We start from the raw sequence: 14,581 nt of genomic DNA on the forward strand, positions 1-14,581 counted from the left end.
CGCACAGCGGGCTGATGGTTATCGTCGGAACAGGCTTGGCGACACGCTCGCTCTCCTTCTATGTACGAACAGGCAGGGGTTAATTTATGCAGGTTTCAGGCAGTAATGTTCGATCAGTTCCCGCAATAGACGCACTGTAGGCGTCAAGCGTGACATTTCGAGGTATTCGCCCGGCTGGTGGGCGCAGGCGATATCGCCGGGGCCGAGCACCAGGGTTTCACAACCAAGGCGCTGAAGATAAGGCGCTTCGGTGCCGAACGCCACTGCTTCGGCAAGATGACCGGTCAATCGTTGCGCAACCCGCACCAGCTCGGCATCTTCCGGTTGTTCAAACGGCGGCACTTCGGGGAACAGCGGCGCGTAGTCAATCTTGACCTGATGCCGTTCGGCCAGGGGTTCGAGCTTCTGCCGGATGGCGGCGCGCAACACCTCGGGATCCATACCCGGCAAGGGCCGCAGGTCAAACTCCAGGGAGCACTGGCCGCAAATGCGGTTGGGGTTGTCGCCGCCGTGGATACAACCGAAGTTCATGGTCGGTTGCGGCACGCTGAACTGCGGGTTGCGGTACTCGCGCTGCCAGAGCAGACGCAGGCCACGCAGTTCGCCGATGGCATCGTGCATGGCTTCAAGGGCGCTGTGGCCCAGGCTGGGGTCCGACGAATGGCCACTACGCCCAAGAATGTCGATGCGCTCCATCATCACGCCTTTGTGCAGACGGATCGGCTTGAGCCCCGTGGGCTCGCCGATCACCGCCGCGCGGCCCAGCGGGCGCCCCGCTTCGGCGAGCGCACGGGCACCGGACATGGAGCTTTCTTCATCGCAGGTGGCGAGGATCAGCAACGGTTGCTTGAAGGGTTGGTCCAGCAACGGCAACACCGCCTCGATGGCCAGGGCGAAAAAGCCCTTCATGTCACAACTGCCCAATCCTACCCAGCGGCCGTCGACTTCCGTCAGTTTGAGCGGATCGGTTTTCCACAGCGCGGCGTCATAAGGGACCGTGTCGCTATGACCGGCCAGCACCAGCCCACCAGGGCCACTGCCGAAGCTGGCCAGCAAGTTGAACTTGCCGGGGCTGACTTGCTGGATGTCGATGGCGAAACCCAGGTCCCCCAGCCAACTGGCGAGCAAATCGATCACCGGGCGGTTGGTCTGGTCGAGAGACGCTTGGGTGCAACTGACCGAGGGCGCGGCAATCAAGGCGGCGAACTGCTCTTTCATGGACGGTAACGGCATGCGCGGTCTCTCAACTTCCCGGATGAGCCCCACTATAGAGCCATCTGCACGACACAATAAACCGTTGCGGCACGTTGCCGGGCTCAGTCCTGTACACTGCACGACCTTGGCAGCCACACTTTTCCCCGGCTGCGCTCCCGATCCTGGATTTTCCGGCCATGCAGAAAGAAACCGAAATCAAGCTCCGCGTCAGCCGCGAAACACTCGCCGCGCTGCGTGAGCACCCGTTACTGAAAAAACGCAACAAAAGTGGCTGGGAACGCCGTGAGTTGATGAACCAGTACTTTGACACCCCCGAGCGCGACCTGGCCCAGGCCAAAGTCGCCCTGCGCCTGCGCAAGGACGGTGACGAGATCATCCAGACCCTCAAGACCCGTGGCCAGAGCATCGCCGGCTTGTCGGAACGCAACGAGTACAACTGGGACCTGCCCAAAGCCAAGCTCGACGTGAAGAAGCTCGACGGCGAATGCTGGCCCGAGCAACTGTCCGAGCTGGACAAAAAGACCCTCAAGCCGATCTTCACCACCGACTTCGTGCGTGAACGCGCCGAAATCGCCTGGGGTCGGGGCAAGGCCAAAGTTGTGATCGAAGCCGCCCTGGACCTGGGCCACGTGGTGGTCGGCAAGCAGAAAGAAGAAATCTGCGAGCTGGAACTGGAACTGCGCGAAGGCGAACCGGCGGCCCTGCTGGAGCTGGCCGCCGAGCTGGCCGCGACCCTGGCCCTGATGCCCTGCGATATCAGCAAGGCCGAGCGCGGCTACCGTCTTTATGATGCCAGCAGCTACTCCCTGAGCCTGCCGGCGCCGCAGATCCACGCCGAAATGCCGCTGGACGATGCCTTCGCCGCGATCATGTGGCACCTGCTGGGCAGCAGCCAGCGCCTGGCTGAGCAATACCGTTTCAATGGCCACTGGCGCCTGCTGCAAGACTGGGTCGACAACCTCGGCGAACTGCGCGCCCTGATCGGCAGCCTCGGCCAGGCCGCACCGCGTCAATCCACCAGCGAACTGCGCAGCGTACTCGATGCGTTGCTGGAAGACTGGCGCCCGCTGGTCCAGGCCGGTGACGACGATGAAGACATCCGCAAAGCTGCGCCGGAGCAGTTCGTCGAAGAATTGGACGACGTGCGCTGGGGCCTGTTCTCACTGAACCTGTCGCGCTGGCTGCTGGCTCGCACCTGGACTGCCGACCGCAACGTGCGTGGCAACCGCCAGGGCGCCGCGCAGATCACCAACTGGCTGCCGCGCCTGCTGGCCGAGGACGCCGTCGCCCTGCAACTGCCACGCTACCAGCAGCAGCCGGAAGACCTGGCCGAGCAACTGCCGCGTATCGAACGCATCCAGGCGTGGCTGCACCATGCACGCCAGGTGGTGGACATTCCGGAGCTGGACCGCTTGTACGGCGAGCTGAACAAGTTGGCGCAACTGGCCAACCAGCCGATTACCGATGAGTCGCTGGATGCGCGGATGCACCAGGCAATTGCGGTGTATCAGAATCGGGCCTGGAAGACCTTGCTGCGTCTGTAAGATCGCTATCGCGGCAAGCCCGCTCCCACGTTGGAATGCATTCTCCTGTGGGAGCCGGGCTTGCCCGCGATGAGGCCTTCCCTGTCAGCGCAATACTGGCAGGCTGGTGGTGGACTTGATCTCCGACAACGCCACAATCGAGTTGACCTCCTGAATCCCCGGCACCATCGACAACTTCTCAAAGAAAAACCGCTCGTACGCCTCGATGTCCGACGTCACGATGCGCAGCAGAAAATCCACCGCCCCCATCAGCACATAACACTCCAATACTTCTGGAAAGCCGCGAATCGCGTCGGTGAACTCAGTGAAGTTGGATCGGCCGTGCGCGTTGAGTTTGACCTCGGCAAAAATCTGCGTGTTGAGGCCGATCTTCTTGCGATCCAACAGCGTCACCTGGCCGCGGATAACCCCCTCCTCCTTGAGCCGCTGAATACGCCGCCAGCATGGCGATTGGGACAATCCCACCTGTTCGGCGATCTGTGCGCTGGAGAGCGAAGCGTCCTCTTGCAACAGGGCCAGGATGCGACGGTCGTAGACGTCCAACTCGCTGTGCATAAAAATACCTTTCACTCTCGTAATATTGAATTGATCTATTCGATTTTGCGCATATAAAGCCCATCTTAGATAAGAAATCTCCGTTGGCGAATGTAAAAATTCCTCCAGTCGAATCTGGAGAATCAGCATGCACGCCGTCGAAACCACTCACCCTGCTGCCCGCGTCGATGCGTGGGCTGTCACCAGCGCTCATTGCGAGGCGCATTACCAGATCGTCGCCGAGGCGGAGCCTGATGTGTTGTGCCGGGTACTCAACTACTTTGCGCTGCAATTCCTGACCCCTCGGCACGTCAGCATGAACCGGGAAGACGACCTGCTGAGCATCGATATCGTGATCGATGGCTTGAGCTGGCATCGGGCCCAGGTCATCGGTGAAAAGATTCGAAACCTGATCAGCGTGTGCGCGCTGGACCTGTGGCCGGCTGATTGCGTGGGGCCTGCGGCGATGGTTGCAGCCGCTCAGTAAAGACCTGCAACACACGCTGGGAGGAGGAAATCCAGGGGCTGGCTAGCCTGAAATTTCATCCAAGGCTACCCAGGATTCCCTACATGGCTGTTGATCAGCGATTGGAACTGCATGCGTTGCTGCCGGACTTGGTAGCGAACGGTTTGATAACCCCCGACACCGCGCAGCGGTTATCGGCGATGCCGGCCAGCGACGCCCAGCACCCGTTAGAGTGCATCGCCGCCCATGGGCCGTCCCTGGAAACCCTGACCCAATGGCTGGCCCGGCATGTCGGGCAACCTTACCTGCGTATCGACCCGCTGAAGATCGATGTCGCAACGGTGGTGCCGCTGATGTCCCACGCGTTCGCCCAGCGCCACGCCATTCTGGCCGTGGCTGTGGATAAGCACACCGTCACCGTCGCCAGTGCCCAGCCCCACGTCAGCAGTTGGGAGTCCGGGCTGGCGCAAGTGCTCAAGCGGTCGATCAAGCGCGTGGTTGCCAATCCCCAGGACATTCAGCGGTGTATCAGCGAGTTTTACCGGTTGGCGAAGTCCGTCAGCGGTGCGGATCAAAAGGTCGCAGTGCCTGGGAATTTCGAGTTGCTCAACCTGGGCGCCAGCGAACAGGAGCCGGACGCCAATGACGCGCATATCGTCAATATCGTCGACTGGCTGTTGCAATACGCCTTCGCCCAAAGGGCCAGTGATATTCATATCGAGCCTGGCAGTGAGCAGGGCCGGGTGCGTTTTCGCATTGATGGGCTGCTGCACGACGTCTACCAATTTCCACCCCAGGTGACGATGGCAGTGGTCAGCCGCCTGAAAAGCCTGGGCCGGATGAACGTGGCGGAAAAGCGCAAACCCCAGGACGGCCGGGTCAAAACCAAAAGCCCGGCCGGTGCGGAAGTTGAGTTGCGTCTGTCGACGTTGCCGACGGCCTTCGGCGAAAAACTGGTGATGCGGATTTTCGACCCCCAAGTGCTGCTCAAGGATTTTGACCGGCTGGGTTTGTCCACCGAGGACCGGCAGCGCTGGCACGCCATGACGAGCCAGAGCAACGGCATCATCCTGGTCACCGGCCCTACCGGCTCAGGCAAAACCAGCACCCTTTACACCACGCTCAAGCAACTGGCGACACGGGAACTCAACCTGTGCACGGTGGAAGACCCGATCGAGATGGTCGAGCCGGCGTTCAACCAGATGCAGGTGCAGCACAACATCGACCTGACCTTCGCCAGCGGTATCCGCGCCCTGCTGCGCCAGGACCCGGACATCATCATGATCGGCGAGATTCGCGACCAGGAAACCGCAGAAATGGCGATCCAGGCCGCGCTTACCGGGCACTTGGTGCTATCGACGCTGCACACCAACGATGCGCCCAGCGCTATCAGCCGCTTGCAGGAACTGGGTATCGCTCATTATTTGATCAAGGCCACCCTGTTGGGCGTCATGGCGCAGCGCTTGGTGCGAGTGCTGTGTCCTCATTGCAAGCGCTCGACGGGCGATGCCCACGAGGCCATTGGGTGTGGGGAATGCCGCAACAGCGGGTATCGGGGACGCGCAGGGGTCTACGAAGTCATGGTATTGGATGAGTCGATCAAAGCACTGATCACTCCCGGCGCCGACGTGCAGACCCTGCGCCGGGCAGCTGTTGCGCAGGGCATGCGCAGCCTGCGCATGGCCGGAGTGAGCAAGGCGCAAGCGGGGCTGACCACAATGGCCGAAGTGTTGCGAGTAACGCCTGGGGACTCGGTAACAAATCCTTTGATTACAGCTCGCTGAAAGCGTTCTTATCGGTGACAACCCCGTTACAATCGGCCGAACGCCGTTTAACTGACACCATCAGATAGGGAATCGCTATGCAGATCGGAACCGTACTGCTTCTTTTCGTAGGTTTGGCCGCCGCCATATTATTCATGGGCTTCAAGGTGGTACCTCAGGGCTACCAATGGACGGTCGAGCGTTTCGGCCGTTATACCAACACCCTCAAGCCCGGCCTGAACATCATCATCCCGGTCATGGACCGCATCGGTCGCAAGATCAACGTGATGGAAAGCGTGCTGGATATTCCACCCCAGGAAGTCATCACCGCCGACAACGCCACCGTGCAGATCGACGCTGTGTGCTTCTTCCAGGTGGTCAATACCGCCCAGGCCGCCTACGAGGTCAACAACCTCGAACACGCCATCCGCAACCTGCTGCAAACCAACATCCGTACCGTCCTGGGCTCCATGGAGCTGGATGCCATGCTCAGCCAGCGTGACGGCATCAACGAAAAACTGCTGCGAACCGTGGATGAAGCCACTGCTCCGTGGGGCATCAAGATCACCCGTATCGAGATCAAGGACATCAGCCCGCCCGCCGACCTGATGGCTGCCATGTCCGGCCAGATGAAAGCAGAGCGGATCAAACGTGCACAAATCCTTGAGGCCGAGGGCCTGCGGGCGTCGGCGATCCTGACTGCCGAAGGCAAGAAGCAGGCACAGATTCTTGAAGCTGAAGGTGGACGCCAAGCCGCGTTCCTGGAGTCGGAAGCCCGTGAGCGTCAAGCAGAGGCTGAGGCCCGTGCCACACAGGTTGTTTCCGAGGCCATCGCTACCGGTAACGTGCAGGCCATCAACTACTTCGTTGCGCAAAAATACATCGACGCCCTCGGCAAACTGGCCTCGGCCAATAACAGCAAGGTCATCCTGATGCCGCTTGAAGCCAGCCAGGTGATCGGCGCGGTCGGCGGCATCGGCGAGATCGTCAAGGCCACATTCGATAACAAGAAAGGCTGAGGCACTCGCAATGTGGGATTTCCTGCAGCACCTTTCATTCTGGGATTGGCTGGCGCTGGGTACAGTGCTGTTGATTCTTGAGGTATTCGGCGCCGGTGGTTACCTGCTGTGGATGGGTATCGCAGCGGCTGCGGTGGGCGTGATCAAGTTCCTGGTGCCACCACTGGGGCTGGAGTGGCAACTGCTGCTGTTCGCCGTATTGTCGATATTGACGGCGGTGTACTGGTGGAAACGCCAGCGCAGCAGCGCCAAGGCCAGCGACCAACCAGGGCTCAACGAGCGCGGCTCGGAGCTGGTCGGCCGCGTATTCGTGGTGCATGAGGCGATCGTGGGCGGTCGGGGCAAGGTAAGGATCGGTGATGGGGTATGGATGGTGACCGGGCCTGACAGCCCTGTAGGCGCTCAAGTCCGGGTGGTTGGCCTGGATGGCGTGATTTTGAAGGTAGAAACTGTTTAGTCAGTGATGGAACTCGGTTGGGCTAACTACAATCAAACGGTACAGATCACCCACCCGGAGTCACTCATCATGCGTCTCAAATATGCTGTCGCTACCCTCGCTGTGCTTTCCCTTCCTGTCGGTTCAGCCATGGCCGACAGTTTCTGGCGCAATGTCATCTCGTCGGGCGCCACCACCGGCTCGACGTACCTGACCTTCAAGGACCACAAACTGGTCGTTGCCGCACAAGACGACGCCGGCAGCTTTGTTGCCAGCGATGGCGGCATCCGCGGCCCGTACCTGGAAGCCGCCATGCAGAAAGTCCGCGCCGACAACCCTGGCCTGCATGCCACGGATATGGAGCTGGCTAACGCTATCCTCGCTAAAAACGCTGTCACCGAGTGATATCCACACTCTGAAAAATGCCGCTTTCGAAGCGGCATTTTTTTGCCCGCTGCATGACGATTCATTCACAGGCGACAGGCTATATTCAGTCAGGCCGTGCAACCATGCCGGTACTGATACCTCCTGTACTCATCGCCAACCTGAAACGGATGCCTTCGTCGTTATGAGCCAACTGCCCTTTCTGCCGTTCTCCAAACCCACCATTGATGAAGCCACCATTTCGGCGGTGGGCGATGTATTGCGTTCGGGCTGGATCACCAGCGGGCCAAAAGTGCAGGCGTTCGAGGCGCAACTGTCGGAATACTTTGGCGGGCGCCCCGTGCGCACCTTCAACTCGGGCACCTGCACCATGGAGATTGCCTTGCGCATCGCGGGTATAGGGCCAGGGGATGAAGTCATCACCACACCGATCTCCTGGGTGGCGACTGCCAACGTGATTTTGGAAGTGGGGGCCACGCCGGTGTTCGCCGATATCGATCCCATCACCCGCAATATCGACCTGGGCCAGGTTGAAGCCGCGATCACCCCGCGCACCAAGGCCATCATCCCCGTGTACCTGGCCGGGCTGCCGTTGGATATGCCGATGCTGTACGCGCTGGCCAAAAAGTACAACCTGCGCATCGTCGAAGACGCCGCCCAGGCGCTGGGCTCCAGCTGGGACGGCGAGCGCATCGGCGCCACCGGGGACTTCGTGTCGTTCAGCTTCCAGGCCAACAAGAACATCACCTCGTCCGAGGGCGGTTGCCTGGTGTTGAATAATGCCGAAGAAGCACGCCTGGCAGAAAAATACCGCCTGCAGGGCGTCACCCGTACCGGCTTCGACGGCTTGGATGTGGATGTACTGGGCGGCAAGTTCAACATGACGGATATCGCCGCCGCCATCGGTCTGGGGCAGTTTGCACATATCGAGCAGATCACCGCCCACCGCCAGAACCTGGCGCGACATTACTTCAAATGCTTCGGCAGCGACTTTGAAGCGCAATACGGTGCACAACTGCCGCCGGCAGATTTCGAAAACAGCAACTGGCACCTGTTCCAACTGGTGCTGCCGGAGCGTCAGGACGGCCTGCCCGCCCGCGCCACCTTCATGGAGCAGATGCAGGCCCATGATGTCGGCATTGGCTATCACTACCCACCGATTCACCTGCTGAGCCTGTATCGGGCGCAGGGGTTCAAGGAAGGCATGTTCCCGGTGGCGGAAAAGGTTGGGCGCTTGATCGTGTCGTTGCCGATGTTCACGGCGATGACAGAGGCCGATGTGGAGCGGTCGGTGGCGGCGGTAAAAGCAGTCCTGAGAGCAAACTGAACAATCACGGCTGACCTTGTTTGAATGTGGGAGGAAGCAAGCCCCTCCCACATAGGTCTTGCGTTTACTCGCCGATAGCGGCTTTGTAGCCAGCAGCATCCAGCAGTTCTTCCAGTTCAGCCGGATTGCTTGGCTTGAGCTTGAAGATCCAGGCACCGTACGGGTCGGAGTTCAACAGCTCGGGACTGCCACCCAACTCCTCGTTGATAGCAATCACTTCGCCAGCAATCGGCGAGTAGATGTCTGAAGCGGCCTTGACCGACTCCACTACACCCGCTTGATCTCCAGCGGCAAACACCTTGCCCACTTCGGTTAGCTCAACAAACACCACATCCCCCAACGCTTCCTGGGCATGGTCGGAGATCCCGACGGTCACGGTGCCGTCAGCTTCCAGACGGGCCCATTCATGACTTTCGGCAAAACGCAGGTCCGCAGGGATATCGCTCATAGTCTGTGTCCTCAAGAAGTAATGTCAGCGGCCTTCGGCCTGCCGGAAATAGTTAGATCAAGGTTTTGCCATGGCGCACGAAGGTCGGTTTGACCACTCGAACCGGGTACCACTTGCCGCGGATTTCCACTTCGGCCCGATCGGCCGTCGCCATCGGTACACGCGCCAAGGCAATGGATTTGCTCAGCGTAGGGGAGAAACTACCACTGGTGATCTCTCCTTCGCCAACATTGGCGATACGAACCACCTGATGAGCGCGCAAAACCCCGCGTTCTTCCAGCACCAGCCCCACCAGTTTGAACTGCACACCTTCAGCCAACTCGGCCTCCAGCGCCGCACGGCCGATGAAATCACGCCCGGCCGGTTCCCAGGCGATGCTCCAGGCCATGTTGGCCGCCAGAGGTGAAACGTCCAGGTGGATATCCTGGCCGTACAGGTTCATACCGGCTTCCAGGCGCAGGGTATCCCGTGCGCCGAGGCCGATAGGCGAGATACCGGCCCCTACCAGATCGTTGAAAAATCCCGGTGCCTGATCGGCAGGCAGGACAATCTCCAGACCGTCTTCGCCGGTATAACCCGTGCGGGCAATAAACCAATCGCCGTCGGCCTGGCCTTCAAAAGGCTTGAGCTGGTGAATCAGGGTGCTGCGGGACTGGGTAACCAACTCGGCAATCTTCTGCCGGGCATGGGGGCCTTGAATGGCTAGCATGGCCAACTCGGGCCGCTCGGCCAATTGCACTTGATGGCTTCCCACTTGCGCCTGCATCCAGGCCATGTCCTGGTCACGCGTGGCGGCGTTGACCACCAGTCGGTACCCGGCTTCAATGCGATAGACGATCATGTCGTCCACCACGCCACCCTGCTCGTTGAGCATGGCGCTGTACAACGCACGGCCACAGCCATGCAATCGTTCGACATCATTGGCCAGCAGGTACTGGAGCCATTCCTTGGCCTGGGGGCCGGTGACGTCGATCACGGTCATATGAGATACATCGAACACCCCGCAGTCGCGTCGCACCTGATGGTGTTCTTCAACTTGCGAGCCGTAATGCAAAGGCATATCCCAACCGCCAAAATCGACCATTTTCGCGCCGAGGGCGAGATGCAGGTCATACAGAGGCGTACGCTGTCCCATGGGTTTCTCCTTCCGGGCTTGGCGAAGGTGCGCAGCGTTGCTGTTCGTGCTGAAGACCTTGAATTACAAGGGCTTCAGCCACGTACAGCGACCCGATCCGAAAGGCGGAGCGCACCGAATGCCGCGCATTGTAGCCTCAAGCCGTAGGACTGACACCTAGCCGATTGGTCGGGCGGAGCGTCGGATCAACCCGATCACTGGCAACAGGCCCACCAGCACCAATGTCAATGCCGGCAGCGAAGCCCGTGCCCACTCGCCTTCGCTGGTCATTTCAAAGATCCGTACCGCCAGGGTGTCCCAGCCGAACGGGCGCATCAGCAGAGTCGCGGGCATTTCCTTGAGCACATCCACAAACACCAGCAGCGCGGCACTCAGGGTGCCGGGCAGCAACAGCGGCAGATACACTTTGCAAAACAGTCGCGGCCCACTCACGCCCAAACTACGCGCCGCTTCCGGCAATGAAGGCCGGATCCGCGCCAGGCTGTTTTCCAGCGGCCCATAGGCCACCGCCAGAAAACGCACCAGATACGCCAACACCAGCGCAGACAGGCTGCCCAGCAGCAACGGCTTGCCGGCAAGCGGGACTACCACTTCCCGGTCCAGATAGCTGAACGCCAGCATGATGGACACCGCCAGCACCGAACCCGGCAACGCATAGCCAACATTGGCCAGGCTGATACCGGAGCGAATCACCCGAGTTGGCGCCAGACGGTTGGCGAAAGCCAACACCAACGCCACGCTGACCGTGATCAGTGCCGCAATGCCTCCGAGATAAAGCGTGTGGACGATCAGGCCCGAATAACGCTCATCCAGGTCGAACCGGCCGCGCTGCCAGAACCAGACGATCAACTGCAGCACCGGAATGACAAAGGCACACGCAAACACCAGCCCGCACCACGCGCTGGCGGCAGCGGCCTTAAACCCGCGCAAGTGGTAGAGCGCCTTGCTCCGAGGCCGCTCATTACCGGAACGACTCGCGCCACGGGCGCGTCGCTCGCCGTACAGCACCAGCATCACCACCAGCAGCAACAGACTGGCCAGTTGGGCTGCGCTGGAAAGACTGAAAAAGCCGTACCAGGTTTTATAGATCGCAGTGGTGAACGTGTCGAAGTTGAACACCGAAACCGCACCGAAATCCGCCAGGGTTTCCATCAGCGCCAGAGCCACACCCGCGCCAATCGCCGGCCGCGCCATCGGCAGTGCCACGCGCCAGAACGCTTGCCACGGTGATTGCCCAAGTACACGCGCCGCTTCCATCAAGCCTTTGCCCTGAGCCAGGAACGCCGTGCGCGCCAGCAAGTAGACGTAAGGGTAGAACACCAGCACCAACACGATGATCACGCCACTCGTGGAGCGCACGCGAGGCAGGCGCAGGCCTGTGCCAAACCATTCCCGCAACAGGGTCTGCACGGGGCCTGCGAAATCCAGCAGGCCGACAAACACGAACGCCAGCACATAGGCGGGAATGGCAAACGGCAGCATCAGCGCCCAGTCGAGCCAGCGCCGTCCGGGGAATTCGCAAAGGCTGGTAAGCCAGGCGAGGCTGACGCCCAGCAGGGTTACGCCGACGCCGACGCCCAGTACCAGCGTCAGGGTATTGCCCAGCAGGCGGGGCATCTGGGTTTCCCAGAGATGGGACCAGATCTGCTGGTCGATGCTTTGCCAGGACAGCAACAGCACGCTCAGCGGCAGCAGCACCAAAGCGGCGACGCTGAAGACCGGCAGGTACCAGCGGCGTTGGGCGGGGTGGGCCAAAGGTCAGCTCTCGTCAGATGAATAACTTGAAAACAGCACATGCCAATGTGGGAGGGGGCTTGCCCCCGATAGCGGTGGACCAGTCAATGATAAGTAGACTGACACTTCGCCATCGGGGGCAAGCCCCCTCCCACATTTTGATCAATTGTACTTAGTTCCAGCCGGCGCGATCCATCAGGCGAATGGCTTCTGCCTGACGCTTGCCCGCCACTTCCACCGGCAAGGTGTCGGCCACGAACTTGCCCCAGGTAGCGACTTCAGCCGACGGCGGCACTGCCGGGTTGGCCGGGAATTCCTGGTTCACATCGGCAAAGATCTTCTGTGCTTCAGGCGTGGTCATCCACTCCACCAGTGCCTTGGCGGCTTCCGGGTGCGGCGCGTGCTTGGTCAAGCCAATGCCCGACAGGTTCACATGCACGCCACGGTCGCCCTGGTTCGGCCAGAACAGCTTCACCGCCAGGTCCGGCTTCTGCTTGTGCAGGCGGCCGTAGTAGTAAGTGTTGACGATGCCCACGTCGCACTGGCCGGCATTAATGGCTTCCAGCACCGCGATATCATCGGAGAACACGTCGGTAGACAGGTTATTCACCCAGCCCTTGACGATTTCTTCGGTCTTGGCCGCGCCGTGGGTTTCGATCAGGGTTGCGGTCAGCGACTGGTTGTAGACCTTTTTCGCCGTGCGCAGGCACAGGCGGCCTTCCCACTGCTTGTCGGCCAAGGCTTCGTACGTGGTCAAGTCGCCCGGTTTTACCCGGTCAGTGGAATAGGCGATGGTCCGCGCACGCAGGCTCAAGCCGGTCCAGGCGTGGGTGGACGAGCGGTATTGCAGAGGAATGTTCTTGTCGATCACCTTGGAGGTGAAGGGTTGCAGGATGCCCATTTGCTCGGCCTGCCAGAGGTTGCCGGCATCCACGGTGAGTAATAGGTCGGCGGTGGCGTTTTCGCCCTCGGCCTTGATGCGCTGCATCAGCGGGGCTTCCTTGTCGGTGATGAACTTGACCTGGACGCCGGTCTTTTGGGTGTAGGCGTCAAACACCGGCTTGATCAGTTCGTCGATGCGCGAGGAGTAGACCACCACTTCGTCGGCTGCCTGCACGGTGGTGCTGCCGATCAGGGTGAGTGCCAGGGCAGTCAGGAGGCGCTTGGGTGCCAACATGGGTGCGGTCTCTCATATGCAAAGTGAGCGCAAATGATAGGGACTGGCATTTGGTAACGCTCGGCGGAGGCGTTACCAGATGTTGCATGGCTGGAATTTGAGTTGGGCTGGACGGCCTCATCGGGGGCAAGTCGAGTCGTCGCACCGCCCCTCCCACAGGTGGGCGTATTTCAATTCAAGGTTTGGCGAGGTCTGGGAGGTCGCCGGTCAGGCCGAGGGCTTGGCGTACAAATACCGCCTTGGCTTCGGGCATCTGGTCGACCAGCTTCAAACCGGCATTGCGCAGCCAGCGCAGTGGCAGTTGGTCGGCCTGGAACAAACGCTCAAACCCTTCCATCGCCGCCATCAACGCCAGGTTGTGGGGCATGCGCCGACGCTCGTAACGGCTCAGCACTTTCACATCCGCCAGACGCTCACCGCGTTCAGTCGCCGACAACAACACGTCGGCCAGCACCGCCGCATCCAGGAACCCCAGGTTTACGCCCTGCCCGGCCAGAGGATGGATCACGTGGGCTGCATCGCCGATCAACGCCAGGCCCTCGGCCACGTAGCGTTTGGCGTGACGTTGACGCAACGGCACGCAAACCCGTGGATCGGCGCTGACCACCGTGCCCAGGCGTCCTTCAAACGCGCGCTCCAGTTCACGGCAGAAGCTTTCATCATCCAACGCCATCAGGCGTTCGGATTCAGTCGGCGTGGTCGACCAGACGATCGAACACCAGTCCTCCTGCCCATCGCGCACCAGCGGCAAGAACGCCAACGGGCCGGTATCGGTAAAGCGTTGCCAGGCCGTGCGCTGGTGCGGCTGGCTGCTGCGCACGCTGGTGACGATGGCGTTGTGCAGGTAATCCCATTCACGGGTGGCGGTGCCGGTCAGGCGACGCACCGCAGAGTTGGCACCGTCGGCGGCCACCACCAGCGGCGCACGCAAGGTGCGGCCATCGGCCAGGGTCAGCAGCCAGTCATCGCCGGAGCGGCGCATCTGCTCCAGGCGCGCATTGGCCAGCAGGCCCAGGTCGCAGTCGTGCAGGCGATCAAGCAAGGCATCCTGCACCACGCGGTTTTCGACGATGTGCCCGAGCACTTCGGCGTGCACGCTGGCGGCCGAAAAGTGGATCTGCCCGGTGCCGCTGCCGTCCCACACTTGCATCTCGCCGTAAGGGCTGGCGCGGCGCGACACAATGCCGTCCCACACGCCCAGGCGCTCAAGGATGCGCTGGCTGGCGGCCGACAAGGCGCTCACGCGGGGTTCAAAGGCCGCGTCACGGTCGAACGGCTTGACGCTCAGCGGGCTGCCATCGAGCAGCAGCACTTGCAGGCCACTGCCCTGCAACGCCAGCGCCAAGGCGCTTCCGACCATTCCGGCCCCGACAATCAGCACATCTGCGCGCATGTCCAT

At 61.0% G+C, this 14,581-nt stretch carries 14 protein-coding genes; 7 read left to right on the forward strand and 7 right to left on the reverse strand.

Features of this window, described 5'->3' with window-relative positions; all coding sequences use genetic code 11:
- Positions 1-84 precede the first annotated feature (84 nt).
- On the reverse strand, positions 85-1,233 hold the full coding sequence (gene argE / locus EJD88_RS24190) for an acetylornithine deacetylase (RefSeq protein ID WP_099585919.1): 1,149 nt from the start codon (positions 1,231-1,233) through the stop codon (positions 85-87).
- Between the two features lie 158 nt (positions 1,234-1,391).
- On the opposite strand from argE, the gene EJD88_RS24195 reads away from it, so the two are divergent.
- Positions 1,392-2,759 (forward strand): inorganic triphosphatase, encoded by a 1,368-nt coding sequence (locus tag EJD88_RS24195; protein ID WP_099585920.1) that lies wholly within the window; start codon positions 1,392-1,394, stop codon positions 2,757-2,759.
- Positions 2,760-2,843: 84 nt separating this feature from the next.
- Here the strand turns inward: EJD88_RS24195 and EJD88_RS24200 are convergent, their stop codons facing one another.
- Positions 2,844-3,314, reverse strand: coding sequence for an Lrp/AsnC family transcriptional regulator (locus EJD88_RS24200; RefSeq protein ID WP_033897555.1), 471 nt, complete (start codon positions 3,312-3,314; stop codon positions 2,844-2,846).
- A gap of 127 nt (positions 3,315-3,441) precedes the next feature.
- On the opposite strand from EJD88_RS24200, the gene EJD88_RS24205 reads away from it, so the two are divergent.
- The 6 genes from EJD88_RS24205 (at position 3,442) to EJD88_RS24230 (ending at position 8,688) form a co-directional block, all read left to right on the forward strand.
- Positions 3,442-3,780 carry a hypothetical protein gene (locus EJD88_RS24205; RefSeq protein ID WP_158879188.1) on the forward strand — a complete coding sequence of 113 codons (339 nt, stop codon included), beginning with the start codon at positions 3,442-3,444 and terminating at the stop codon, positions 3,778-3,780.
- 83 nt (positions 3,781-3,863) lie between these two features.
- Positions 3,864-5,543 (forward strand): GspE/PulE family protein, encoded by a 1,680-nt coding sequence (locus tag EJD88_RS24210; protein WP_158879189.1) that lies wholly within the window; start codon positions 3,864-3,866, stop codon positions 5,541-5,543.
- A 77-nt stretch (positions 5,544-5,620) separates the two neighbouring features.
- Positions 5,621-6,541 carry an SPFH domain-containing protein gene (locus EJD88_RS24215; RefSeq protein ID WP_032884271.1) on the forward strand — a complete coding sequence of 307 codons (921 nt, stop codon included), beginning with the start codon at positions 5,621-5,623 and terminating at the stop codon, positions 6,539-6,541.
- A 10-nt stretch (positions 6,542-6,551) separates the two neighbouring features.
- Positions 6,552-6,998, forward strand: coding sequence for an NfeD family protein (locus tag EJD88_RS24220; RefSeq protein ID WP_099585923.1), 447 nt, complete (start codon positions 6,552-6,554; stop codon positions 6,996-6,998).
- Positions 6,999-7,067: 69 nt separating this feature from the next.
- The gene (locus EJD88_RS24225; protein ID WP_158879190.1) at positions 7,068-7,382 is read left to right on the forward strand and encodes a DUF2388 domain-containing protein; all 315 of its coding nucleotides are present in this window, start codon (positions 7,068-7,070) and stop codon (positions 7,380-7,382) included.
- 163 nt (positions 7,383-7,545) lie between these two features.
- Entirely contained in the window at positions 7,546-8,688 is a 1,143-nt protein-coding gene (locus tag EJD88_RS24230; protein ID WP_158879191.1) for a DegT/DnrJ/EryC1/StrS aminotransferase family protein, read from the forward strand.
- A gap of 64 nt (positions 8,689-8,752) precedes the next feature.
- Here EJD88_RS24230 and gcvH read toward each other — a convergent pair whose 3' ends face one another.
- The 5 genes from gcvH to EJD88_RS24255 form a co-directional block, all read right to left on the reverse strand.
- Entirely contained in the window at positions 8,753-9,136 is a 384-nt protein-coding gene (gene gcvH, locus EJD88_RS24235; protein WP_158879192.1) for a glycine cleavage system protein GcvH, read from the reverse strand.
- A 52-nt stretch (positions 9,137-9,188) separates the two neighbouring features.
- On the reverse strand, positions 9,189-10,271 hold the full coding sequence (gene gcvT, locus EJD88_RS24240) for a glycine cleavage system aminomethyltransferase GcvT (RefSeq protein WP_158879193.1): 1,083 nt from the start codon (positions 10,269-10,271) through the stop codon (positions 9,189-9,191).
- A 156-nt stretch (positions 10,272-10,427) separates the two neighbouring features.
- On the reverse strand, positions 10,428-12,026 hold the full coding sequence (locus EJD88_RS24245; RefSeq protein WP_158879194.1) for an iron ABC transporter permease: 1,599 nt from the start codon (positions 12,024-12,026) through the stop codon (positions 10,428-10,430).
- A gap of 151 nt (positions 12,027-12,177) precedes the next feature.
- Entirely contained in the window at positions 12,178-13,182 is a 1,005-nt protein-coding gene (locus EJD88_RS24250) for an extracellular solute-binding protein (protein ID WP_158879195.1), read from the reverse strand.
- A 175-nt stretch (positions 13,183-13,357) separates the two neighbouring features.
- A complete protein-coding gene (locus EJD88_RS24255; RefSeq protein WP_177411585.1) occupies positions 13,358-14,575 on the reverse strand; it encodes a 2-octaprenyl-3-methyl-6-methoxy-1,4-benzoquinol hydroxylase in 1,218 nt (405 codons plus the stop codon).
- Positions 14,576-14,581: the final 6 nt, after the last annotated feature.

Origin of the sequence: Pseudomonas sp. PB105 (assembly GCF_009764655.1) — a bacterium.
In the GTDB taxonomy this organism is placed as follows: Bacteria; Pseudomonadota; Gammaproteobacteria; order Pseudomonadales; family Pseudomonadaceae; genus Aquipseudomonas; species Aquipseudomonas cyclaminis.

Coding starts and splice junctions, on each gene's coding strand:
- argE (WP_099585919.1), bottom strand. CDS start 1,233: ATGCCGTTACCGTCCATGAAAGAGCAGTTCGCCGCCTTGATTGCCGCG.
- EJD88_RS24195 (WP_099585920.1), top strand. CDS start 1,392: ATGCAGAAAGAAACCGAAATCAAGCTCCGCGTCAGCCGCGAAACACTC.
- EJD88_RS24200 (WP_033897555.1), bottom strand. CDS start 3,314: ATGCACAGCGAGTTGGACGTCTACGACCGTCGCATCCTGGCCCTGTTG.
- EJD88_RS24205 (WP_158879188.1), top strand. CDS start 3,442: ATGCACGCCGTCGAAACCACTCACCCTGCTGCCCGCGTCGATGCGTGG.
- EJD88_RS24210 (WP_158879189.1), top strand. CDS start 3,864: ATGGCTGTTGATCAGCGATTGGAACTGCATGCGTTGCTGCCGGACTTG.
- EJD88_RS24215 (WP_032884271.1), top strand. CDS start 5,621: ATGCAGATCGGAACCGTACTGCTTCTTTTCGTAGGTTTGGCCGCCGCC.
- EJD88_RS24220 (WP_099585923.1), top strand. CDS start 6,552: ATGTGGGATTTCCTGCAGCACCTTTCATTCTGGGATTGGCTGGCGCTG.
- EJD88_RS24225 (WP_158879190.1), top strand. CDS start 7,068: ATGCGTCTCAAATATGCTGTCGCTACCCTCGCTGTGCTTTCCCTTCCT.
- EJD88_RS24230 (WP_158879191.1), top strand. CDS start 7,546: ATGAGCCAACTGCCCTTTCTGCCGTTCTCCAAACCCACCATTGATGAA.
- gcvH (WP_158879192.1), bottom strand. CDS start 9,136: ATGAGCGATATCCCTGCGGACCTGCGTTTTGCCGAAAGTCATGAATGG.
- gcvT (WP_158879193.1), bottom strand. CDS start 10,271: ATGGGACAGCGTACGCCTCTGTATGACCTGCATCTCGCCCTCGGCGCG.
- EJD88_RS24250 (WP_158879195.1), bottom strand. CDS start 13,182: ATGTTGGCACCCAAGCGCCTCCTGACTGCCCTGGCACTCACCCTGATC.
- EJD88_RS24255 (WP_177411585.1), bottom strand. CDS start 14,575: ATGCGCGCAGATGTGCTGATTGTCGGGGCCGGAATGGTCGGAAGCGCC.